Below are 22,476 nucleotides of genomic sequence, written 5' to 3' on the forward strand. Positions count from 1 at the left end.
TCGAAGACGGGAAACGGGCAATTTTACGGGGCGCTCCCCGCTGCTCCGGGTCTTCCATAATTCCCCGATGCTCTTCCTGCTCTCGCCCGCCAAGTCGCTCGATTACGAAGCGCCCGTTCCCGAAGACCTGCCCGCCACCCAGCCCGTGTTCGAGGGCGCCCGCGGCCCCGCTGCCGAGCTGATCGGCCTGCTGCGCCAGAAGTCGCCGCTGCAGGTGGCCGAACTGATGCACCTGTCGGACAAGCTGGCTGCCCTCAATGCGGCCCGCTACGAGGCCTGGGCCCCCAAGGGCACTGCCAAGAACGCCCGACAGGCCGCGCTGGCCTTCGACGGCGACGTCTACGGCGGCCTGGACGCGCGCAGCCTGAGCGCCGCGCAGCTCGATTGGGCGCAGGAGCATGTGGTGATCCTCAGCGGCCTGTACGGCGTGCTGCGTCCACTGGACCGGCTGCAGCCCTACCGCCTGGAGATGGGCACGGCCCTGGCCAACCCGCGCGGCAAGGACCTGTACGCTTTCTGGGGCGACCGCATCGCGCTCTGGCTCAACGAGCGCCTGGCCGCGGACCGCACGCCGGTGGTGGTCAACCTGGCCTCGCAGGAATACTTCAAGGCCGTCGACCAGAAGGCGCTCAAGGCCCGCGTCGTCGAATGCGTGTTCCAGGAGCGAAAGGGCGACGACTACAAGATCGTGAGCTTCTATGCCAAGCGCGCCCGCGGCCTGATGGCGCGCTGGGCCATCCTGCACAAGGCGGGCACGCCCCGCCGGCTGGAAGCCTTCGACCTCGAAGGCTATGCCTTCGCGCCCGAGGTTTCGCAGCCGGACCGGCTGGTGTTCCGTCGCGGCTGAAAGGTATCCTGACGCATTCGGCCCAAGCCCAGGGAGTCCCAGCGCATGCAAGCCCTCACCCCCGAACTCCGGCAGTGGATCCAGTCCCAGCTCGCTGCCGGCCATTCCGTCGCCACGCTGCGCGCGTCGATGCATGCCGCCGGCTGGCGCGACGATGCGACCGACATGGCGCTGGCCGAACTGGAGCGCGGCGCACCCGCCGAGCCGCCGCCCCGGCGCACCGAGATGCCCGAGCCCCGGCTCGATGGCGACCCGCTCTACCTCGACGCCGGCGACCGCCGCGTGCAGGTGATGCAGACGCTGGCGCAGCCTCGCGTGGTGGTCTTCGGCCAGTTGCTCGACGACGAGGAATGCGAGGGGCTGATCGAGGCCGCCCGTGCCCGCCTGGCCCGCTCGCTCACGGTGGAGACCAAGACGGGCGGCGAGGCCGTCAACGCGGACCGCACCAGCGACGGCATGTTCTTCCAGCGTGGCGAAAGCGAGCTGGTCACACGCATCGAGGCACGCATCGCCCGGCTGCTGAACTGGCCCGTGGAGCGGGGGGAGGGCCTGCAGATCCTGCGCTACTCGCCCGGCGCCCAGTACCGGCCGCATTACGACTACTTCGATCCGGGCGAACCCGGTACGCCCACCATCCTGCGCCGTGGCGGCCAGCGGGTGGGCACGCTGGTGATGTACCTGCAGGAGCCCGAGCGCGGCGGTGCCACGACCTTTCCGGACGTGGGCCTGGCGGTGGCGCCGGTGCGGGGCACGGGCGTCTTCTTCTCCTACGACCGGCCGCATCCGGCCACCAAGACGCTGCACGGCGGCGCGCCGGTGGAGGCGGGCGAGAAATGGGTGGCCACCAAGTGGCTGCGAGAGGGCGAGTTCAAGTGAGCGGGGTGGTACCGCGATGAACGCCGGCACTGCCCGCGCCAACGGCATCGACATCGCCTTCGAGGACAGCGGCGGCAACGGGCCCGTGGTACTGCTGGTCATGGGCCTGGGCATGCAGTTCATCGCCTGGCCCGCATCGCTGGTGGATGCGCTCACCGGCGCCGGCTACCGCGTGCTGCGCCACGACAACCGGGATGCGGGCCTCTCCACCCACCTGCACGATGCCGCGCGCAGCAACCTGATGTGGCAGGCCCTGCGCATGCGCATGGGCCGGGCGCTGGATGTGCCCTACGGCCTGCAGGACATGGCGAACGACGCGCTGGGCCTGCTCGACGCCCTGGGCATCGCCCAGGCGCATGTGCTGGGCGTCTCCATGGGCGGGATGATCGTCCAGCGCATGGCGGCCACGGCGCCGGATCGCGTGCTCAGCCTGACCAGCGTCATGAGCAGCAGCGGGGCCCGCCACCTGCCCGGTCCCCGGGCCGAGGTGGCTGCCGCGATGCTGCGCCGGCCGCCGCGCCGCAGTGCCGGCGAGGACGCGCTGGTGGACCACAGCGTCGGCCTGCTGCGCCTGATCCAGAGCCCCGCCTGGCCGCTGGACGACGCCGTGCTGCGCGAGCAGGTGCGCACGGCGCTGCGCCGCAACTACGACCCCGCAGGCACCCAGCGCCAGTTGCTGGCCATCTGGGCCGACAGCGAACGGCCCGCGCTTCTTTCGCGGATCGTCTGCCCGGCGCTGGTGCTGCACGGCGAGGCCGACCCGCTGCTGCCCGTCGAATGCGGCCGCGACACCGCGCGCCGCATTCCGGGCGCGCGCTTCGTCGGCGTCCCCGGCATGGGTCACGACTGGCCACCGGCCGTCGCGGCGCAGATGGCGGGGCATGTCCTTCCCTTTCTTCAGGACGCCGACGCCCGCCGACAATCGGCGGCATGAGTCTGGACAACACCCCCGAGCAGTCGCAGCTGGGCCGGGCCTCGGCCTACGTCGACCGCTACGACCCCTCGCTGCTCTTCCCCCTGCCGCGCGCCCTGCAGCGCGAGGAGATGGGCATCGACACGCAGCGGCTGCCCTTCTTCGGCGCCGACCTGTGGACCGCCTTCGAGCTGTCGTGGCTCAATCCGCGCGGCAAGCCGCAACTGGCCATCGCGCACTTCACAGTGCCCTGCGAGACGCCCAACATCATCGAGAGCAAGTCCTTCAAGCTCTACCTCAACAGCTTCAACAGCAGCACCTTCGCCGATGCCGAGGCCGTGCGAGAGCGCCTGCGCGCCGACCTGGGCGAGGCCGTCTGGCGCGGCAGCGAGCGCAGTGGCAGCGTGGGCGTCAGGCTGCTGGCACCTTCCCAGTTCGATGCCGAGCGGGTGGAGGAGCTGTCAGGCCTGGACCTCGACCGCCTCGACGTGGACTGCACCGACTACGAACCCAGGCCCGAACTGCTGCGCACCGTGCCGGGCGAGCCTGCGGTCAACGAGACGCTGACGAGCCGCCTGCTCAAGAGCAACTGCCGCGTCACCGGCCAGCCCGACTGGGGCAGCGTGCAGATCAGCTACAGCGGCCCGCCCATCGACCAGGAAGGGCTGCTGCGCTACATCGTGAGCTTTCGCAACCACAACGAATTCCACGAGCCCTGCGCCGAGCGCATCTTCACGGACATCTGGCGCCGCTGCGCCCCGACGCGCCTGGCCGTCTACTGCCGCTACACCCGGCGCGGCGGGCTCGACATCAATCCCTTGCGCACCAGCTCGCCGCAGGCGCTGCCGCCGAACATCCGCACCGCCCGGCAATGACCGGGGCGCCGGCCGGGCCGGCGTGGCCTTGGAACGCGCCGTCGGCATGTTCCTACAGCCTGGGCGGACGGCGGCGCGCATACTGCCCCACCGGCTGCCGACCCCGGAGCGGCCTTCCATCCAGACACAACGCAAGAGGACCTTCCGCTTGAACGTGCTCATCGTCGACGACAACGTCTCCGCGGCCGAACTGCTGCAGGAGCTGATCGTCCTGCAGGACCATCAGGCCCGCTGTGCGCACACCGCGCAGGAGGCCATCGATGCCTTCTCGCAGGACAGCTACGACGTCGCGCTTGTCGACCTCACGCTGCCTGACCGTCCTGGCACCGAGGTGGCGCAACATCTGCGCAGCAATGCCGGCGACCGGCCGCTGCTGCTGGTGGCGATCTCCGGCTACGGTGCCGGTGACGCGACGGGCGCACACGCCGTGCCCTATTTCGACCATTACCTGCAGAAGCCGATCGACTTCGACGCGCTGGACCGGCTGCTGGCCCCACCGGCTTCCGCATGAAGTCCTCCCCCAGCGCCCGCAGCTGGATCGCCGCCGGCGTCCGGCATGAACTTCTCATGCGGGCGTTGCCCGCCCTCCGGCACGAGATGGCGGGTCCCGTCTCCCTGCTGCGCATGACGCTGCTGATGCTCAAACGCCATGCCGGCGCCAACCCGGTCGATGGCGCCGCCTGCATGCAGCGCGTGGACCAGGCCAGCGACCAGCTGGCGCTGCTGGTCGATTCGGTGCGTGCGCTGCGCGACTGGGAGCTGGCGACCAATGACGAGGGCCTCGCCCGCAGCGAGCTGGTGCGTCAGTGCGCCGGCCTCATGCGCGCCGCTTTCGACCTCAATGGCCTGTCCTTGGAGATCGACGAGCGCCTCGACGCCTCGGCGCCGGACGAGGTGCGCTGGCCCGACGGTGCCGCCTTGCGTTACCTGCTGCTGGGGGCGCTGGGCCACCTTCACGACCAGACCGAGGAGCCGGTGCTGGTTCGCATCGAGCCCGGCGACGAGCCTCACATGGTGCGGGTGCGCGTCGCGCCCAAGCCTGACGGTCGCGAGGATGTGGAGCTGATGCCGCACCGTGCCCCGCGCAGCCTGGCCATCGATGCCGTGTGCCTGCAGAACCTGGCCGATGACCTCGGCCGCACCATCACGATCGAGCGCGACGAGGTCGTGCTGTCGATGAAACCCGCTTGAGCTGACGCGCCTCGCGCGCCAGCGCGAGCCGGTGGTGGCGCAGGAAGTCCATCAGCCGCCCCTCCGCCGCCAGAAGGCCGCGCCGCGTGCGCGCCGTGCCCAGTCCGTCCCACACCTTCGACATCGCCTCGGCATCGGCCGAGAGCTTGCCGCCCAGCGCCAGCACCGCGGGGTGGATGTAGGCCTTGCGGCAGACCGCGGGTGTGTTGCCCAACTGCCTGGCCACCGCCGCCAGGATCTCCTTGGCGCGGATCCGCAGGCCGGTCGATTCCTCCACCTGGCGGTCGCAGGCCAGCCGCGTGAGTTCCAGCGCCTGCACCGAGCCGTGCCAGGTGCGGAAGTCCTTGGCAGTGAACTCGCCGCCGGTCGCCTCGCGCAGGTAGTCGTTGACGTCGCCGGAACTCACATGGCGCTGCTCGCCGTCCTCGTCCAGGTACTGGAACAGGGCCTGGCCCGGCAGCTGCTGGCACTGGCGCACCACGCGCGCGACGCGTTGGTCGCCCACCTCGGCCTCGTGCATCACGCCGCTCTTGCCGCGAAAGCGCAGCGTGAGCCGGCCGCGGGTCGACTGCAGATGCCGGTTGCGCAGCGTCGTCAGGCCGAAGGACTTGTTGGTCCGCGCATATTCCTCGTTGCCGATCCGCAGGTAGGTGGTGTCGAGCAGCCGCACGATGGCGGCCAGCACCGCCGACCGCGAGGGCTTGCCGCGCGCCTTGTTCAGGTCGCGCTGTACCCGTGCGCGGATGCGGGGCAGGGCCTGACCGAACTGCTCCAGCCGCTCGAACTTGGCTTCGTCCTTCAGCAGCCGCCAGTCCGCGTGGTAGCGGTACTGCCGCCGGCCGCGTGCATCCAGTCCCGTGGCCTGCAGATGGCCGTTGGCCAGCGGGCAGATCCAGACCTGCTCGTAGGCGGGCGGGATCGCCAGCTTGCGGATGCGTGCGATCTCGTCCTCGTCGCGGATCCAGCGGCCGTCCGCATCGCGGTAGCGAAAATTCTGGCCGTCGCGCACGCGCTCGATGCCGGGCATCTCGCTGGAGACATAGACGAGACCGTTGCCGATGGGGGTGGGCGCCGGCACTGCAGCCGTTTCTGGGTGGGATGAGGCGGTGGCGTCGAGCATGGTGCAGGCTGTTTGCCTGCAAGCTGCCATGGCGAACGGTGCCCCGTTGTAGGACGCCCGGCGGGGCCTCGGTGCGCCGAGTCGTCGGCCCGCGGTCGGCCGAGGTCAGAACAGCGAGGCGGTGACCGGTCCTGGGGGCGCGGCCGGCTTGCTGGCGCCGCCGCTTCGACGCACGGGCGCCTGGGCCTCGGCGCTGCCCGCCTTCACCAATGCCCCCACCCGCACGCCGATCAGGCGCAGGGGCTTCTCCAGCGGTACGCGCTTGAGGGCCAGGCCGGCCGTGCGGCGGATCAGCTTCGCATCGGCGGTGTACAGCTCCAGCGACTGGTCGCGGGTGGCGATCTTGAAGTCCGCATAGCGCAGCTTGACGCCGATGGTGCGGCCCACATAGCCCTTGCGCTGCAGGTCCTCGGCCACCTTCTCGCACAGGCGGGTGAAGATGGCGCCGAGTTCGGCCCGGTCGCGCACGGCGTGCAGGTCGCGCTCGAAGGTGGTCTCTCGGCTCATGGAGACGGGCTCGCTCTCGGTCTCCACCGGCCGGTCGTCGCGGCCCCAGGCCACCTCGTGCAGCCAGGCGCCGTAGGCCTTGCCGAAGTGCTGCACCAGCCAATCGCGCTCGCACTTGGCCAGGTCGCCGATGGTGTGCAGGCCCAGCCGCGTCATCTTGGCCTCTGCCTTGGGCCCGATGCCGTTGACCTTGCGCACGGGCAGCGGCCAGATGCGGTCGGCCAGTTCGTGTTCGTAGAGCACGGTGATGCCGTTGGGCTTGTCGAACTCGCTGGCCATCTTGGCCAGCAGCTTGTTGGGCGCCACGCCGATCGAGCATGTGAGGCCCGTGGCGTCGAAGATCGACTTCTGGATCAGCCGCGCCAGCACCCGCCCGCCCTCGCGCTGGCCCCCAGGCACGTCGGTGAAGTCGATGTAGACCTCGTCCACGCCGCGGTCCTGCATCACGGGGGCGATGTCGGTCACGATCTTCTTGAAGGCGCGCGAATAGCGGCGGTACTCGTCGAAGTCGGTGGGCAGCATCAGCGCCTGCGGGCACAGCTTGGCGGCCTTCATCATGCCCATGGCGGAGCCGATGCCGAACTGCCGGGCCGGATAGGTGGCGGTGGTGATGACGCCCCGGCCCACGTAGTCGGCCAGGCGCGGAAAGGCGGCGATGGGAATGCGGTCCAGCGGCGTGTCGGGCGGCAGGCCGCCGATGACCTCTTCCAGCCGCCGCCGACCGCCGCCCACCACCACCGGCAGGCCCTTGAGCTGCGGATAGCGCAGCAGCTCGACGGAGGCGAAGAAGGCGTCCATGTCGAGGTGGGCGATGCGGCGGATGGGGGCGGAACTCACCCTTGGATTGTCCGCAAGGCGGGGCGCCTTCGCCGACCGAGGCGAGCTCAACCCCCAGGGTCCGAAGGCGGCCAGGCTTCGCCGCACCGTCGGCCGCCTTCTTCGGGCTGCATCGGAGGCCGCGGGGCCGCTCGGGCGGCCGGCTGCATCGAGGGCGGCTTGCCCGCCTCAGGCGCGTGCCGCCTCGCCGTGGATCCAGGAGAGGAAGGCCTCGACGGCCGGCCGGTTGGCGTGCCGTGCGGGATAGACCAGGAAATGGGCCTTGACCTTGATCGCCATGTCGAGCCCGAAGATGGGCTTGAGACGGCCCTCGGCCAGATGGCCGGCGGCATTGGTGGCGCTTTCCAGGGCCACGCCCAGGCCCTGCGTGGCCGCGTCGAGCGACATCTGCGCACGGTCGAAGCGCAGCGCGAAACGGTCGGGCGGACGCTGGTCCGAGAAGGCCTGGAGCCAGTCGGACCACTGCACCACGCTCACGTTGCTCTGGATCAGCGGCACCTCCAGCAACTGCGCGACGCGTCGCAGCCGGTGCTCGCGGATGAAGGCCGGGCTGGCCAGGGGCACGATCCGCTCCTCGAACAGGGGCTCGACCACCAGGTCGCCCCATTGCGGCACGCCGTAGCGCAGGTCGATGTCCGCCTGGCCGAGCGCAAAGTCGCTGTGCGTGTGGGCGGCCGACAGGTTCAGCGAGATGTCCGGATGGGCCTGCGCGAATCCCCGCAGCCGGGGCATCAGCCAGAGGCTGGCGATGCTGGGTGCCGAGTGCACGTACAGGCTGTTGTCCATGCCCTGGCGAAGGTCGTCGGTCGCCGTGGCGATGGCGGTGAGCGCGCCGCCCACGCGTTCGATGTAGCGCCCCCCGGCCTCGCTCAGGCGCACGCCATGTGCACTGCGCTCGAACAGTCGTACGCCCAGGTCGGCCTCCAGGCGTGCCACCTGGTGGCTGATGGCCGACGGCGTGAGATGCAGTTCGGCGGCGGCCAGCGCAAAGCTGCGGCGGCGGGCGACTGCTTCGAAGGCCAGCAGGCTGGCGACGGCAGGCAGGGCGGCCATAGGGTTCCCCCGGTCATTGGATGAATGAGTGTCATCTTAGCCTGAGGAAATATCGTTTGCCTTCATCTTTGGGCAGCGGGAACATGCGCGCCATCCCAACCCCAGGCCGTCTTCACGGCCCCCACGGGCCCGCGGGCCCACCTCGAAGGAGACGAGAAACATGCTGCTCAAGGACAAGGTCGCGCTCATCACCGGTGGTGCCGGCATCAATGGACTGGGCTTTGCCACCGCGCGCGAAATGGCCGCCCAGGGCGCCCGCGTCGTCATCATGGACCTGGCGCGCGCCGAGCCCGGGTCCGCCGCGGCCCGGCTGGGTGGCGCCCATGTCGGCGTGGTCGGCGACGTGACCGACAAGGCGGACTGCGGGGCCGCTGCCGCCGCCGCGCTGCAGGCCTTCGGCCGCATCGACATCCTCGTCAACAACGCCGGCATCACCCAGCCGGTCAAGACGCTGGACATCACGGGTGCCGACTACGACCGCATCCTGGACGTGAGCCTGCGCGGCACGATGTATATGTCCCAGGCCGTGCTGCCGGCCATGCGCCAGCAGAGGAGCGGCTCCATCGTGTGCATCTCCTCCGTGTCGGCTCAGCGCGGCGGCGGCATCTTCGGCGGGCCTCACTACTCGGCCGCCAAGGCCGGCGTGCTCGGCCTGGCCCGCGCCATGGCGCGCGAGTTCGGCATCGAGGGCATCCGCGTCAACTGCATCACCCCGGGCCTCATCGAGACCGACATCACCCAGGGCAAGCTCAGCCCCGAGCGGAAGAAGGAGATCGAGGACACGATTCCGCTCGCGCGCCTGGGCCGTGCGATGGACGTGGCCGGCGCCTGCGTCTTCCTCGGCAGCGATCTGTCGGCCTATTGCACTGGCATCACGCTCGACGTCAACGGCGGCATGCTCATTCACTGAGCCCGCCGGCTTCGCGTCACATCTTTCCAAAACCCAGGAGACATCCATGACAACGTCTAACAAAGGATTTCCTCGAATCGCCCGCCGGCGATTGCTCGGCGCCTCGGCAGCGCTGCCGCTGTTCTCCATCGCGAGTCGGCCGGCCCATGCGGCCGAGTTCAACTACAAGTTCGCGACAGGCCAGGACCCGTCGCATCCGGTCAACAAGCGCGCCCAGGAGGCGATCGATCGCATCCGCAACGCGACGGGTGGACGCCTGGACATCAAGCTGTTCCCGGCCAACCAGCTGGGCTCCGACACCGACCTGCTGTCGCAGGTGCGCTCCGGCGGCGTCGAGTTCTTCAATCAGGCCAGCGTGGTGCTGTCCACCCTGGTGCCCGCCGCGGGTATCGTCAATACCGGCTTCGCCTTCCACAGCTACGACGAGGTCTGGAAGGCGATGGACGGCCCGCTGGGCACCTATGTCCGCGCGCAGATCGAGAAGGTCGGTCTGCTGACCATGTCCCGCGCCTGGGACAACGGCTTCCGCAACGTGACGACCTCCACCCGGCCCGTGAAGGCGCCCGAGGACCTCAAGGGCATGAAGCTGCGCGTGCCGGCGGCGCCCATGCTGTCCTCGCTTTTCACCGCCCTGGGTGCCAGCCCGACGCCGATCAACTTCAACGAGGTCTATTCGGCCTTGCAGACGAAGCTGGTGGAAGGCCAGGAGAACCCGCTGGCCATCATCGCGACGGCGCGTCTGTACGAAGTGCAGAAGTACTGCAGCATGACCGGCCACGTCTGGGATGCCTACTGGATCCTCGGCAACCGCCGTGCCATGGAGCGCCTGCCCAAGGACATTCAGGAAGTCGTGCGCCGCGAACTCGACAAGGCCGCGCTGGACGAGCGCGCCGATATCGCTGCGCTCAACGGCTCGCTGCGCGATGAGCTGGCGGGCAAGGGCGTGCAGGTCATCGAGCCGGACAAGAACGCATTCAAGGCCGCGCTGGCCAAAGGCACCTTCTACAAGGATCTGCGCGCCAAGTTCGGCGATGAAGCCTGGAAGCTGCTGGACGGCAGCGTCGGGGGACTGGGATGAGCGCGATGCTGCTGGACGTCACGCCCGTTCGGGTGTCGGAGGGCGGATGGCTGGCACGTGCGGACGCCTGGCTCGGCCACCTGGTCGAGGCGCCGGCCGCCGTGCTCGTGGTGGCGGAGGTGCTGGTCCTGCTGGCGGGTGTGATCTCGCGCTTCGTCTTCGACAGCCCCATTCCGTGGACCGACGAGCTCGCGTCGATCCTTTTCCTCTGGCTGGCCAACCTCGGGGCCGCCGTGGCACTGCGGCGCGGCACGCACATGCGCACCACTGCACTCGTCTCGCGCTGGAGCGAACGGGCCCAGGCCCGCGCCGAGGTGCTGGCCATCGCGCTGCCCTGCCTGTGGCTGCTGATGCTCATCGTGCCGATGGCCGAATACGCCCAGGACGAATGGGTGGTGCAGACGCCGGCGCTGTCCTGGCCCAACACCGTGCGTGCCGCGGCGGTGCCGGTGGGCTGCGTCTTCATGATCGGCATGTGCGTGCTGCGGCTGGCGCGCCGAAGTCTGGCGGACGTGCTGGCCGTCTCGGCCGCCATCGCTGCGATGGCCGTCGCGCTGTGGCTGGGGGCCGACTGGCTGCAGTCCATCGGCAACTGGAACCTGGTGATCTTCTTCGCCGTGCTGCTCGGCGGCGGGGTGCTGTTGGGCGTGCCCATTGCGTTCTGCTTCGGCATGGCCACGGTGGCCTTCCTGCTGACCGTCACGTCGACGCCGCTGTCGGTGGTGGCCGGACGCATCGACGAGGGCATGAGTTCGCTCATCCTGCTGGCGGTGCCGCTGTTCATCCTGCTGGGGCACCTGGTCGAGATGACGGGCATGGCCAAGGCGATGGTGGACTTTCTCGCCTCGCTGCTGGGGCATGTGCGCGGGGGTCTCAGCTACGTGCTGCTGGGCGCCATGCTGCTGGTGTCGGGCATCTCGGGTGCCAAGACGGCCGACATGGCCGCCGTTGCACCGGTGCTGCTGCCCGAGATGAAGAAGCGCGGCAACCACGAAGGCGAGCTGATCTCGCTGCTGGCTGCCTCCGGCGCGATGGCCGAGACCATCCCGCCTTCGCTGGTGTTGATCACCATCGGCTCGGTAGCCGGCGTTTCGATCAGCGCGCTGTTCACGGGCGGCATCCTGCCCGGCGTGGTGCTCGCCGTGCTGCTGGCCCTGCTGGCGCGCCTGCGCAGCGCCGAGATTGCCCACGGTCTCCAGCGGGCGCCCATCGGCGTGGTTGGCCGCACGCTGCTGGTGGCGCTGCCAGCGCTGCTGCTGCCCGTGCTCATTCGCACGGCAGTCGTGGAGGGCGTGGCGACGGCCACCGAGGTGTCGACCATCGGCATCGCCTATGCGGTGGTGGCCGGCCTTCTGATCTACCGCCGCTTCGACTGGCGTCGGCTCTATCCGATGCTGGTCGATACCGCCGCGCTGTCAGGCGCCATCCTGTTCATCATCGGCACGGCCACGGGCATGTCCTGGGCGCTCACGCAGTCCGGCTTCTCGCATGGCCTGGCGGCCATGATGAGCAGCGTGCCGGGCGGCAAGTACGGCTTCCTGCTGGTTTCTATCGCGGCCTTCGTGGTGCTCGGCAGCGTGCTGGAGGGCATTCCGGCCATGGTGCTGTTCGCCCCGCTGCTGTTTCCGGTGGCCAAGGCCATCGGCGTGCACGAGGTGCACTACGCCATGGTGATCATCCTGGCCATGGGCATCGGCCTTTTCGCCCCGCCTTTTGGCCTGGGCTACTACGCGGCCTGCACCATCGGCCGCGTGAACCCCGATGTGGCCGTGCGCCGCATCTGGCCCTACCTGGGGGCTCTGCTTGCCGGTCTGCTGATCGTCGCCTTTGTGCCCTGGTTTTCCATCGGGCTGCTGGGCTGATTGCCCGCAGCCGTCCTTTTCATCCTTGAGAACTCTCATGTCTGACCTGACGAACAACTTGCGCGAGCGGGCCTACCGCATCCGCCGCTACGCCCTGCGCATGGGCGAGGTGCAGGGCCAGGGCTACATCGGCCAGGCCCTGGGCTGGGCCGATGTGCTGGCCGTGGCCTACTGCCATGCCATGAAGCAGCGCCCCGGCGAGCCCGAGTGGGAGGGCCGCGACCGCTTCCTGCTCTCGCATGGCCACTACGCCATCGCCCACTACGCCGCCCTCATCGAGGCCGGCGTCATCGACGAGGCCGAACTCGAGACCTACGGCAGCGACGACAGCCGCCTGCCCATGTCCGGCATGGCCACGTACACGCCCGGCATGGAGATCTCCGGCGGCTCGCTCGGCCAGGGCTTGGTCATCGGCGTGGGCATGGCCCTGGGCCTGAAGCACAAGCGCAACCCCGCCTTCGTCTACAACAGCATGAGCGACGGCGAACTCGACGAGGGCTCCACCTGGGAGGCCGCCATGGCCGCCGCCCACCACCGCCTGGACAACCTCATCTGCCTGGTCGACATCAACAACCAGCAGGCGGATGGCCCCTCCAGCAAGGTGCTGGGCTTCGAGCCCCTGGCCGACAAGTGGGCTGCTTTCGGTTGGCATGTGCAGCGCGTCAACGGCAACGACCTGCCCGCCGTGCTCGCCGCCTTCGACGCCGCGCGGGACTTGGCCGAAGCCAAGCCGCGCGTCATCCTCTTCGACACCCTCATGGGCAAGGGCGTGCCCTTCCTGGAGCAGCGCGAGAAGAACCACTTCATCCGCGTCGATCCCCCCGAATGGCAACAGGCGCTGGCCATCCTGGACGCCGGCCGTCCCACCCCCGCCACCCAAGGAGCCGCAGCATGAGCCAGGCCGTCGCAGAAAAGAAGCCCCGGCTGACCACGTCGGCCATGATCGCCTCCATCGCCTCGGAGGGGCAGCGCACCAAGGCGGCGCCCTTCGGCAAGGCGCTGGTCGAGTACGCCGCCAGCCGACCCGAGGTGTTGGGCCTGACGGCCGATCTGGCCAAGTACACCGACCTGCATCTGTTCGCCCAGGCCTACCCGGAGCGCTTCTTCCAGATGGGCATGGCCGAGCAGCTGCTGATGGGTGCGGCCGGCGGCATGGCCAAGGAGGGCTGCGTGCCCTTCGCCACCACCTATGCGGTGTTCGGCACGCGCCGGGCCTACGACTTCATCCATCAGGTAATCGCCGAGGAGAACCTGAACGTCAAGATCTGCTGCGCGCTGCCGGGCCTGACCACCGGCTACGGCCCGAGCCACCAGGCCACCGAGGACCTGGCGATGATGCGCGGCGTGCCCGGGCTGACCATCGTGGATCCGTGCGATGCGCTGGACATCGAGCAGGCGGTGCCGCAGATCGCCGAGCATCCGGGCCCGGTGTACATGCGGCTGCTGCGCGGGCAGGTGCCGCTGGTGCTCGACGAGATCGAGGGCTACCGCTTCGAGTTGGGCAAGGCCAGGATGCTGCGCGAGGGGGCTGACGTGCTGGTGATCTCCAGCGGCATCATGACCATGCGCGCCCTGGAAGTGGCGGTCGATCTGCAGCGCGACAACGTGGGGGTGGCGGTGTTGCACAGCCCGACGATCAAGCCGCTGGACGAGGCGAGCATCGTGGCGGCGGTGGGCGCGAAGCCGCGGCTGGTGGTGGTGGCCGAGAACCACTCGGTGGTGGGCGGGCTGGGCGAGGCGGTGGCCTCGGCGCTGCTGCGCCACCGGGTGCAGCCGGCGGGCTTCCAGCTGGCGGGGTTGCCCGATGCCTTCCTGGACGCCGGTGCGCTGCCCACGCTGCACGACCGCTACGGCATCAGCCGCGAGGCCCTGGGCGCGCGCATCAAGGGCTGGCTCGGCTGAGCTTCCTGCGCCGCCGCGCGGCCTGGTGCCGCGTGCGATTGCGCGGTCGACAGGGGCCGTCCGGGGCACTGGACGGCCCCTTCCATCTTCCAGGCCGATGGTCGCCATCGAAAGATATGGGCTGCCGCAGCGCCCGCCTTCTTCCTACATTCTTGCCGCCGCCCCGCCCGCGAAAGGCGTTGCCTGTCGCCAGCGGGGCCGGCTGACCAAAGGCAAACACCATGAATGAATCGAAGCAATGCGTGGCCATCCTGGGTGCAGGACCCGGCCTCGGCCAGGCGCTGGCCCGCGAATACGGAATAAGAGGCCATGCCGTCGCGCTCGTCGCACGCCGGATCGAGCCGCTGCAGGCGCTCTGTGCGGATCTCGCCCAGGAAGGCATCGAGGCGGCCGCGTTTTCGGCGGACTTCCGCCCCTCGGCTGACAACATGCAGCGCCTGTTCGCGGCGATCCGCGGACGCTTCGGCGAGGTCCATGCGCTGTACTACGGCCCCAACGCGCCCGAGGCCTTCACCGCCGCGGCCACGCTGACCGTGGCCGACGTGCAGGACAAGATGGACCTGTTCCTCTACGGGCTGATGGATGCCGTGGCCCAGGTGCTGCCGGACATGCGCCGACGGCAGGCGGGCAGCATCCTGGTGGGCCTGGGCGGCTCGGCCATCCACGGCATGCCGTACATGAGCGGGCCCGGTCCCGCGCTGGCCGCGGCGCGCAACTACCTGCACTCGCTGCATGGCGAAATGGCGCGCGAAGGCATCCATGTCGGCATGCTGGTGCTTTCTGCCGTGATCCGCCAGAGTGGCTGGCATACCGCCATGGCGTCGGGTGCCGTCCGCTTCGACCTGCCGCCGGGTTTCTCGATTCCCGAGATCGAACCCCACGAACTCGCCGCGCGGTTGCTGGCCTTCGCCGACGCACGGCAGGCGGCCGAACTGATCTACCCGCCCATGCCCTGAGGAGTGGCTCCGGGCGCTGCCGGGTCCGCATCCACCGCCTTGGCGCTGCGCTTGAATTCGTCCAGCAGCCAGCGGCCCGCCGGGCCCGGCGGCGAGTCGGTGCGGTAGAAGGCGGCCAGCGACATGCTGACGTTGGCGCGCGATTCCTCGAACTCCAGCGCGACCAGACGCCCGGCCTGCAGGTCCGCCTGGATCACCGGCAGCGGCATGCCGCCCCAGCCCAGGCCGGCCTTCAGGAAGGCATGCTTGGCGCCAAGGTCCGAGGTGCGCCAGGTCAGGGGCGAGATGACGCCTGCATCCACCTGGTTCGGGAGGCGCGAGCGGTCGCTCAGCACCAGTTGCACATGTTCCTGGAGCAGCCGCGTAGGCAGTGGCTGTGGGTGCTGCGCCAGCGGATGCGAGGGGGCAGCCACCATCAGGTAGGGCACGGCCATCAGGTGCTCGCTCGTCAACTCCGGATGCGGCGACAGCAGTGGCGCGCGGATGCCGAAGGAACTGCGCCCCTCGATCACCGGTTCGATCACGGCGCCCATGCCTTCCACCGAGATGGTCAGCGGCGTGCGCGGGAACTGCCGGTGGAATGCGGCCACGGCCCGGGTCAGCACTTCGGTGGGCAGAAAGACATGCGCCACGATGTTCAGCGCCGGCTCCAGCCCGGCCTCCATCTCCTTGGCCCGAGCCTTGAGTCGGTCCATGTCGCTGGCCACCAGCCGTGCATCCACCAGCAGCGCGCGCCCGGCGAGCGTCAGGGTGGGGCGGCGGTGCGTGCGGTCGAAGAGCCGGACGTTCAATTGGCCCTCCAGGTTGGCCAGGGTCTGGCTGACCACCGACTGGGCGCGTCCCAACTGACGGCCGGCGGCCGAGAAGCTGCCGGTGTCGGCCGCCGCAATGAAGGTGCGCAGTTGGTCAAGGGTGACGGCGTCCAACATATCGTTCGATGCGATGGTATTTATCGAAAAATATAGTCTACACAGATCAATCGGCGTTTCTTATCGTCCAGCTCATCCTCAACTCCCACCAGCTTGGACCCCGACATGAATCTGCTGCACATCGACTCCAGCATCCTTGGCGACCACTCGGTCAGTCGTGAGCTTTCCGCCAAGGTCGTGGCGCATCTCAAGGCCGCCAACCAGGACATCCAGGTCACGCGTCTGGATCTGGGCGAGACGCCTTTGGCCCACCTGGGCAAGGCCCACATCGCTGCCCAGCACGGCGGCCCGGTCTCCGCCGAGCTGCAGGCCGACCTGGCCGCTGGCACGCGCGCGCTCGACACCTTCCTCGACGCCGACCTCGTGGTCATCGGCGTGCCCATGTACAACCTGGGCATCCCCTCGCAGCTGAAGGCCTGGTTCGACCGCATCTGCGTGGCGGGCAAGACCTTCCAGTACAGCGACAAGGGTCCCGCCGGCCTCTGTGGCGGCAAGAAGGTGATCATTGCCTCGGCCCGCGGCGGCATCTTCAGCGAAGGCACGCCGATGGCGTCGTTCGATCACCAGGAAACCTACCTGCGCACGATCTTTGGCTTCCTGGGCGTGCAGGACATCCGCTTTGTCCGCGCCGAAGGCGTGGCCATGGGCGAAGCGTTCAAGAGCCAGGCGTTCGACAGCGCCGGACAGGACATCGCGCGGCTGGCAGCCTGAGCGCGCGACCGCCGCCCGAGACCCCCCTTACTTGCCCCAAGGACGTGTCCATGACCACGGAAATCCTGTTCCTGGGGGAGGGCCGCCGCATGGCCTCCCCAGGTTTCTCGGTGCAGAGCTTCGTCTTGCACGAACGCGGACTCGCTTCGTCGCCGATCCTGAACTTCGACGACTTCCGTGTCGGTGAGCGCGCCTTCGGTCCGCATCCGCACGCGGGCTTCTCGGCGGTGACCTACCTGTTCGAGGACTCCGAGGGCGCGGCGCGCTCCCGGGACTCGCTGGGCAACGACATCGTGGTCGGACCGGGCGGCATCGTCTGGACCCAGGCAGGCCGCGGCGTGATGCACCACGAGCTGCCGGCCGATCCGGCCCGGTCGCTGCATGGCGCGCAGATCTTCGTGAACCTGAGCGCCGCCCGCAAGACCATCGTGCCGTCCGTGATGTGGCTCGACGGCAAGGACGTGCCCAGGTGGCAGAACGGCCGGGGCGACCAGATCCGGGTGGTGGTCGGCCGCTACGGCGAGGTGGCCTCCGCGCTAGTGCCTGCCGAGCCGTTCACGCTGCTCGACGTGGCGCTTCGCAAGGGCGTGGACATTCCGCTGATGGCCGGGCAGTTCGGCCTGTTCTATGCGCAGTCGGGCGAGGTAGGCCTGCGTGCCGACGGCGGCGATGCCGTCGTCGAACTGCAGGCGGGCGAGGCTGCGGCCGTGCGTGGCGGCGGCATCGTGCAGCTGCAGGGCCGTCCCGGTGGTCGGGTGCTGGTGCTGGCCGCCAAGGAGATCCACGAGCCGGTTGTGGCCCGCGGCCCCTTCATCATGAACAACGCCGATCAGATCGTTGCCGCGGTCCGGCGCTTCGAGGCGGGCGAGATGGGCCGGCTCGCCTCGCCCGTGCCGCTCCAGGCGGATGTCCCACCATTGATTCTTTGAGGAGAAGCCGTCATGCCACGCCAGAAAGAAGCCGCCGATTGCAAGGCCAGTCCCGGGACGATCGTGCCGGTCGTCGATGCCCGCCGATGCGAAGGCAAGGGCGACTGCGTCACCGTGTGCCCCTTCGACGTGTTCGAGGTCGGGCGCCTGCCGGACGACGTGTTTGCCCAGATGCCGGCGCTCATCAAGTTCAAGCTCTGGGCGCATGGGCGGCGCACCGCGTTCACGCCCAATGCCGACGCCTGCCAGGCCTGTGGGGCCTGCGTGGCCGCCTGCCCGGAAAAGGCCATCACGCTCAAGCGCGCAGCCTAGGGATGCGCTTCACGAAGCGATCGACAACCTTCGCAGATGCCCAAAGTGTCCGCATTCGCGAGGAGCATCCCTAGGACTGGCCGGACTGGCCCCGGCCCCGCGCCCGGCAATCGCCTGGCGAGCAATCGAAATGCGCCTTGAAGCGGGTTGAGAAGTTGCAGGCGTGCCTGTAGCCGACGGCCGTGGCAATGCTGGAGATCGACATGTCGGTGTCGACGAGAAGGCGGTGGGCCTCGTCCATGCGTTGCCCGTGCATGAACGCGGTGACGGACATGCCGTACATCTGCTTGAAGCCGTAGAAAAGCTTGGTCCGATTGATGCCCACGCGCCGGCTGAGCCTGGGGATGTCGGGTGCAGCGGCGATGGATCGGGTCAGTATTTCCCTGGCCGACCGGATGGCGGCGCGATCGCGTTCGCTCATGCGGCCAGGACGCTGCTGTGGGGCACTGACCAGATCGCCCAGGGCGAGAATGAGCATCTCCTGGGCCTTGATGGCGACGAATGCGGATCGCAACTCCCAGGGGAGCCGTCGAGCGATCAATTCGCTGGCCGTCTGTCGCAATTCGGGCCCATACCGGACGGGATGATGGTGTGCGCCCGGTGTGTGCGCCGCCTCCTCCCATCGAAGCTGATCCGGCAGCTGAACACCGAACTGAGCGGGGAGCCATTCCGGCCGAACGGCAATGCTGATGAAGCTCTGGCGCTTCTGTGCCGCGATGCACTCCTGCATCACCTGATCCGGGCGTGCGATCAACACACCAGCGGGGCTGTCCGCGATGTCACCGAACGGATCATCTCGCAGCCAGGTCTGAACGGACAGCTCGCTTCCGAAATGAAAGCGGATGAACCCGTCGTCGGCGATCTCATAACGCCTGCCCGTTCCGAATGTGCAGTGGGAGACGACGACGCGCATGTCGGGCGTGTGCAGGTATTCGAGGGTGCCCTGGCCTGCGTCGGCCCCCAGATCCAGCGTGCCGAACTCGGCATTGCGCCGGCGATCCACGACTACGCCGGTTTCGTTCAGACCGAGCACCTCGGCCAACTGCGAGAAGCGTCCCCAGGTGAAGCGGGCCATGTTGCCTGGTCTCGCGTTTCCTGCCGCGTGACCTGGGGCCGTGGCCCCCGCCTTGCGTTGCGATGTGGGAGGCGCTGTCAGTGGTTCCGTCATAAATGTCAAAGACAAAGTTTTCCCTGCGGACGCAAAAGAAAGTGCTTCCGCGGCGTGCGTATTCTGCGGGCCACTCATCTTCGGACGTGTGGTTTCGGACAGCCGCAACAAGACAGCACAGCCGGGCTTCCATCCCGAGTCCACGCCACGCTTCCGGACTCTTCAGCATCGAGAACAGGAAGCGGGCATGTCGAACAGGATCATCGTCAAGAGGTCGAATTTCCAGCGCGGCGGTCGCCCGCCATTTCAGGCATCGGCCAGTTGCATTGCATTGGCTGTCTGGGGTGCGCTGCTGGGGCAGGCCGCGCATGCGGACAGCGTCTACTGGAATGGTCCCGCCAGCGGCAATTGGTTTCTCGACAGCAACTGGGTGTGGGACAACCATCACCCCGGGTCCGCCGATTCGGCGCGTATCGATTCGGCTGGCCCGCAGATCCAGTCCGGTGAAACGGGGACGGTCGACGCGCTCCTGATCGGCATTGTCAACACCGGCAACCTGAACGTCGCTGGCACCTTGAACTCCGGGTCCGTCACGCTGGGCTACAACGCCGGTGCTTCGGGGTCGATCCGGGTCTCCGGCGGAAGCTGGACGAACACCGGCGCACTTTTCATCGGCGAAGGCGGAACCGGCCTCGTGAACATCACGGCGGCAGGAACCGTGACCAGCGCGTCGGCGCAAGTCGGCCATGCCAGCGGCAGTTCGGGCACCGTCGTCGTCGATGGCCCCGGATCCCGCTGGCAACTGGGTTCGGGCAATCTGGACATCGGCGTCGGCGGCACCGGGTCGCTGTCGATCCTCAACGGTGGTTCGGTGACATCGGGCAATACGACGATCGGCACCGACGCCACCGGCACTGGCCAGGCGCTGGTTTCCGGAGCCGGCAGCAGTTGGGCCAGCACAGGCAACCTCTATGTCGGCAATGCCGGACAGGGCACGCTCACGATCAAGGATGGCGGCAGCGTCAGCGCCGTCGGCGGCTATGTGGCGACATTGGACGGATCCAATTCGCGTCTCGAAGTCACGGGCGCGGGATCTGCGCTGGCTCTGTCCGGCTCGTTCATCGCCGGCTATGAAGCGGGCTCGACCGCCACCGTCGATCTCGGCGAGGGCGGCCGTATCCGGGCGCTGCAGGGGACGCTGGGCGACCTGGCCGGCTCCACTGGATCGATGAGCGTTTCCGGAGCAGGCTCGGACTGGTCGGCGGTCGTCGACGACAGCATCGCCTATTCCGGCTACATGAATGTCGGTCGACTCGGCCGCGGCACCCTCAGCGTGACCGACGGCGGCTCCGTGACCGGCTATCGGCTTTACATCGGCAACGAAGCCGGATCCGAGGGCAAGGTGACGCTCAGCGGCAGCGGCTCGCAGATCCGGATGGACAGCAATCTCTACGTCGGGGCAGAAGGCAAGGGCGAACTGACGCTGTCCGACGGCGCGCAGATCCATGCCGCGGCGGTGAAGGTGGGCTACCTGGCGGGTTCGACGGGCGTGCTCAACATCGGCGCGGCCGCGGGCGAGGCCGCTGCGGCCGCCGGCACCATCGACGCCGCCCAGATCGTGCTCGGTGACGGCGACAGCCGGCTGGTGCTGAATCACACCACGGCCGGCTACGTCCTTGCGCCGGACATCGTCGGCAATGGGCAGGTGATCGTGTCGAGCGGCGAGAACACCTTCACCGGCAACAACACCTACGCCGGCGGCACCACCCTCTCGGGTGGAACGCTGACCGGGACGGCGACCAGCTTCGGCACCGGGGCCATCGTCGACAACGCCGCGCTGGTGCTCGACCAGGCGGCGAATGCGACCTTCGGCAATGTCATCTCCGGCAACGGCACGCTGACGAAGACAGGGGCCGGCACATTGGACCTGACCAGCGACTCGTCCTCCTTCAGCGGTGCGACGATCATTGCCGCCGGCGAGCTCAAGGTGAACGGGTCGATCGCGGCTTCGGCCGTGCAGGTGCAGCCGGGTGCCCGGCTCTCGGGTTCCGGCACCGTGGGGAGCCTGACAGCGCTTTCCGGCTCGACCATCGCCCCGGGCAACAGCCCTGGAACCCTCTCGGTTGCAGGCAACTACCACCAGGCCGGCGGCGCGACGTACGACGCCGAGGTGATCCCCGGCAGCGCGACGTCCGACCGCATCGCGATCAACGGCACGGCTGCAATCGACAACGGGGCGATCCTCAACGTGCGGAAATACGGGTCGTCCGGCGCCTACGCGCTCGATGATCGATACACGGTGCTGACCGCCAACGGCGGGGTGACCGGCACCTACACGCTGACCGGCGACACGGCGATTTCCGCCTTCTACGCACTGGCGGCCGACTATGACGCCAATCACGTCTATCTCGAAGCGAAGCAGACCCGCACCTTCGCAAGCGCCGCTGCGACTGCAAACCAGGCAGCAACCGCGGCGGGTCTGCAGAGCCTGCCGACGCACGGCGCCCTTCGAGCGGCCATCGGGAATCTCCAGACCGACGCGGAAGCGCGCGTGGCCTTCGATCAGCTTTCTGGCGATCTTTATTCGACCATCAAGGGCGCGATGATCGAGGACAGCCGACTGGTGCGGCTCGCGGCCATCGAGCGTTTGTCCTCGGCTTTCGGCGGCGTCGCCCCACAGGCGGGACCGACCGCCGCCACCGGGGGCGCCAACGGGCTCACCGTGTGGGCGAACAGCCATGGCAGCTGGGGTCATGCCGACGGCAATGGCAATGCGGCATCGCTCACCCATGACACCAGTGGCTTCGTCATCGGCGGGGATGTACGCATCCTGGATGGCGCCCGCTTCGGTCTGCTGGCGGGTTACAGCCGCGCCACCTACGACACGGACGGTCGCAATGCCACCGGCTCATCCGACAACTACACCCTGGGCAGCTACGGCGGCACGCAGCTCGGCGCGCTCGGCATCCGCGTCGGGACCACGTACACCTGGAGCGACGTCAGCACCCAGCGGAACGTTGCCTTCACCGGCTTCGCCGATCGGCTCTCGGGCGCGTACCACGCCGGTGTCTTGCAGGCCTTTGGCGATGTGGGCTATCGCATCGATGTCGGTTCGGCCCAGGTGGAGCCCTTCGCCGGCCTTGCCTATATGAGGGTACATAGCGAAGGTTTTACCGAAAGGGGCGGACTTTCCGCGCTGACGGCGAGCAGCGGCCATGATGATGTGACCTACTCGGCCCTGGGCCTGCGTGGCGCGAACGACTTCACCCTCGGCAATCGCACGCTGACGGTCAGCGGCTCGGTCGCGTGGCGGCATGCGTGGGGCGATACCGACCTGGGAAGCACGTTGAACTTCGCGGGTTCCAACGCATTCGGCATCTCCGGCCTGCCGATCGTCAAGGATGCTGCAGTGATCGAGGCGGGACTGTCCACGAAGGTCCAGACAAATGTCTCGCTCCGCCTCGCCTACACCGGTCAGCTTGCCAGCCGCGCCAGGAGCAATGGCGTGCGCGCGACCCTCAACGTGGCGTTCTGAGGCGAGCGGCACGCCACGGGCCGGG

The 22,476-nt window shown here is 68.6% G+C and carries 21 protein-coding genes; 16 read left to right on the plus strand and 5 right to left on the minus strand.

From position 1 onward, the window contains the following. The first annotated feature begins 67 nt into the window (after positions 1-67). The 6 genes from yaaA to ABIC63_RS11380 all read left to right on the plus strand — a co-directional run bounded on the left by yaaA (position 68) and on the right by ABIC63_RS11380 (position 4,702). Positions 68-847: a peroxide stress protein YaaA gene (yaaA, locus tag ABIC63_RS11355; RefSeq protein ID WP_354319832.1), complete on the plus strand. Its 780-nt coding sequence runs from the start codon at positions 68-70 to the stop codon at positions 845-847. A 45-nt stretch (positions 848-892) separates the two neighbouring features. After that, positions 893-1,723, plus strand: coding sequence for a 2OG-Fe(II) oxygenase (locus ABIC63_RS11360; protein ID WP_354319833.1), 831 nt, complete (start codon positions 893-895; stop codon positions 1,721-1,723). Positions 1,724-1,739: 16 nt separating this feature from the next. Then, entirely contained in the window at positions 1,740-2,657 is a 918-nt protein-coding gene (locus ABIC63_RS11365) for an alpha/beta fold hydrolase (protein WP_354319834.1), read from the plus strand. Beyond that, positions 2,654-3,511: an NADPH-dependent 7-cyano-7-deazaguanine reductase QueF gene (gene queF, locus ABIC63_RS11370; RefSeq protein WP_294368982.1), complete on the plus strand. Its 858-nt coding sequence runs from the start codon at positions 2,654-2,656 to the stop codon at positions 3,509-3,511. Before ABIC63_RS11365 ends, queF begins: the two co-directional genes overlap by 4 nt. 154 nt (positions 3,512-3,665) lie before the next feature. Continuing rightward, positions 3,666-4,022 carry a response regulator gene (locus ABIC63_RS11375; protein WP_294369207.1) on the plus strand — a complete coding sequence of 119 codons (357 nt, stop codon included), beginning with the start codon at positions 3,666-3,668 and terminating at the stop codon, positions 4,020-4,022. After that, positions 4,019-4,702, plus strand: a complete 684-nt coding sequence (locus ABIC63_RS11380) for a hypothetical protein (protein WP_354319835.1) — start codon at positions 4,019-4,021, stop codon at positions 4,700-4,702. The genes ABIC63_RS11375 and ABIC63_RS11380 overlap by 4 nt, the downstream gene beginning before the upstream one ends. Here ABIC63_RS11380 and ABIC63_RS11385 read toward each other — a convergent pair. The 3 genes from ABIC63_RS11385 to ABIC63_RS11395 all read right to left on the minus strand — a co-directional run bounded on the left by ABIC63_RS11385 (position 4,656) and on the right by ABIC63_RS11395 (position 8,219). Beyond that, positions 4,656-5,822 (minus strand): DNA topoisomerase IB, encoded by a 1,167-nt coding sequence (locus tag ABIC63_RS11385; protein ID WP_354319836.1) that lies wholly within the window; start codon positions 5,820-5,822, stop codon positions 4,656-4,658. The two genes, ABIC63_RS11380 and ABIC63_RS11385, sit on opposite strands and share 47 nt — an antisense overlap. 105 nt (positions 5,823-5,927) lie before the next feature. Beyond that, on the minus strand, positions 5,928-7,127 hold the full coding sequence (dinB, locus tag ABIC63_RS11390) for a DNA polymerase IV (RefSeq protein ID WP_354319983.1): 1,200 nt from the start codon (positions 7,125-7,127) through the stop codon (positions 5,928-5,930). A gap of 207 nt (positions 7,128-7,334) precedes the next feature. Further along, the gene (locus ABIC63_RS11395) at positions 7,335-8,219 is read right to left on the minus strand and encodes a LysR substrate-binding domain-containing protein (protein WP_294368975.1); all 885 of its coding nucleotides are present in this window, start codon (positions 8,217-8,219) and stop codon (positions 7,335-7,337) included. Between the two features lie 160 nt (positions 8,220-8,379). On the opposite strand from ABIC63_RS11395, the gene ABIC63_RS11400 reads away from it, so the two are divergent. The 6 genes from ABIC63_RS11400 to ABIC63_RS11425 all read left to right on the plus strand — a co-directional run bounded on the left by ABIC63_RS11400 (position 8,380) and on the right by ABIC63_RS11425 (position 14,927). Beyond that, positions 8,380-9,129, plus strand: a complete 750-nt coding sequence (locus ABIC63_RS11400) for an SDR family NAD(P)-dependent oxidoreductase (RefSeq protein WP_354319837.1) — start codon at positions 8,380-8,382, stop codon at positions 9,127-9,129. 46 nt (positions 9,130-9,175) lie between these two features. After that, entirely contained in the window at positions 9,176-10,207 is a 1,032-nt protein-coding gene (locus ABIC63_RS11405) for a TRAP transporter substrate-binding protein (RefSeq protein ID WP_294368968.1), read from the plus strand. 5 nt (positions 10,208-10,212) lie between these two features. Continuing rightward, on the plus strand, positions 10,213-12,069 hold the full coding sequence (locus ABIC63_RS11410; protein WP_502935866.1) for a TRAP transporter large permease: 1,857 nt from the start codon (positions 10,213-10,215) through the stop codon (positions 12,067-12,069). A 37-nt stretch (positions 12,070-12,106) separates the two neighbouring features. Further along, a complete protein-coding gene (locus ABIC63_RS11415; protein ID WP_354319839.1) occupies positions 12,107-12,964 on the plus strand; it encodes a transketolase in 858 nt (285 codons plus the stop codon). After that, a complete protein-coding gene (locus tag ABIC63_RS11420; protein WP_354319840.1) occupies positions 12,961-13,971 on the plus strand; it encodes a transketolase family protein in 1,011 nt (336 codons plus the stop codon). The genes ABIC63_RS11415 and ABIC63_RS11420 overlap by 4 nt, the downstream gene beginning before the upstream one ends. A gap of 221 nt (positions 13,972-14,192) precedes the next feature. After that, on the plus strand, positions 14,193-14,927 hold the full coding sequence (locus ABIC63_RS11425) for an SDR family NAD(P)-dependent oxidoreductase (RefSeq protein ID WP_354319841.1): 735 nt from the start codon (positions 14,193-14,195) through the stop codon (positions 14,925-14,927). Here ABIC63_RS11425 and ABIC63_RS11430 read toward each other — a convergent pair. Continuing rightward, positions 14,909-15,856, minus strand: coding sequence for a LysR family transcriptional regulator (locus tag ABIC63_RS11430; protein WP_294368956.1), 948 nt, complete (start codon positions 15,854-15,856; stop codon positions 14,909-14,911). The two genes, ABIC63_RS11425 and ABIC63_RS11430, sit on opposite strands and share 19 nt — an antisense overlap. A 105-nt stretch (positions 15,857-15,961) precedes the next feature. On the opposite strand from ABIC63_RS11430, the gene ABIC63_RS11435 reads away from it, so the two are divergent. Genes ABIC63_RS11435 through ABIC63_RS11445 form a run of 3 tightly spaced genes read left to right on the plus strand, consistent with a single transcriptional unit; the run spans position 15,962 to position 17,808 of the window. After that, positions 15,962-16,567 carry an FMN-dependent NADH-azoreductase gene (locus ABIC63_RS11435; RefSeq protein WP_354319842.1) on the plus strand — a complete coding sequence of 202 codons (606 nt, stop codon included), beginning with the start codon at positions 15,962-15,964 and terminating at the stop codon, positions 16,565-16,567. 50 nt (positions 16,568-16,617) lie between these two features. After that, entirely contained in the window at positions 16,618-17,496 is an 879-nt protein-coding gene (locus tag ABIC63_RS11440; protein ID WP_294368952.1) for a pirin family protein, read from the plus strand. A 12-nt stretch (positions 17,497-17,508) separates the two neighbouring features. Further along, positions 17,509-17,808, plus strand: coding sequence for a 4Fe-4S dicluster domain-containing protein (locus ABIC63_RS11445; RefSeq protein WP_294368948.1), 300 nt, complete (start codon positions 17,509-17,511; stop codon positions 17,806-17,808). 70 nt (positions 17,809-17,878) lie between these two features. Here the strand turns inward: ABIC63_RS11445 and ABIC63_RS11450 are convergent, their stop codons facing one another. After that, positions 17,879-18,883, minus strand: a complete 1,005-nt coding sequence (locus ABIC63_RS11450; protein ID WP_294368946.1) for a helix-turn-helix domain-containing protein — start codon at positions 18,881-18,883, stop codon at positions 17,879-17,881. Between the two features lie 280 nt (positions 18,884-19,163). Here ABIC63_RS11450 and ABIC63_RS11455 point away from each other — a divergent pair, with 280 nt between their 5' ends. After that, positions 19,164-22,451 (plus strand): autotransporter domain-containing protein, encoded by a 3,288-nt coding sequence (locus tag ABIC63_RS11455; protein ID WP_354319843.1) that lies wholly within the window; start codon positions 19,164-19,166, stop codon positions 22,449-22,451. The last annotated feature ends 25 nt before the right edge of the window (positions 22,452-22,476 follow it).

Source organism: Pseudacidovorax sp. 1753 (assembly GCF_040544975.1).
Taxonomy (GTDB): domain Bacteria; phylum Pseudomonadota; class Gammaproteobacteria; order Burkholderiales; family Burkholderiaceae_C; genus Xenophilus.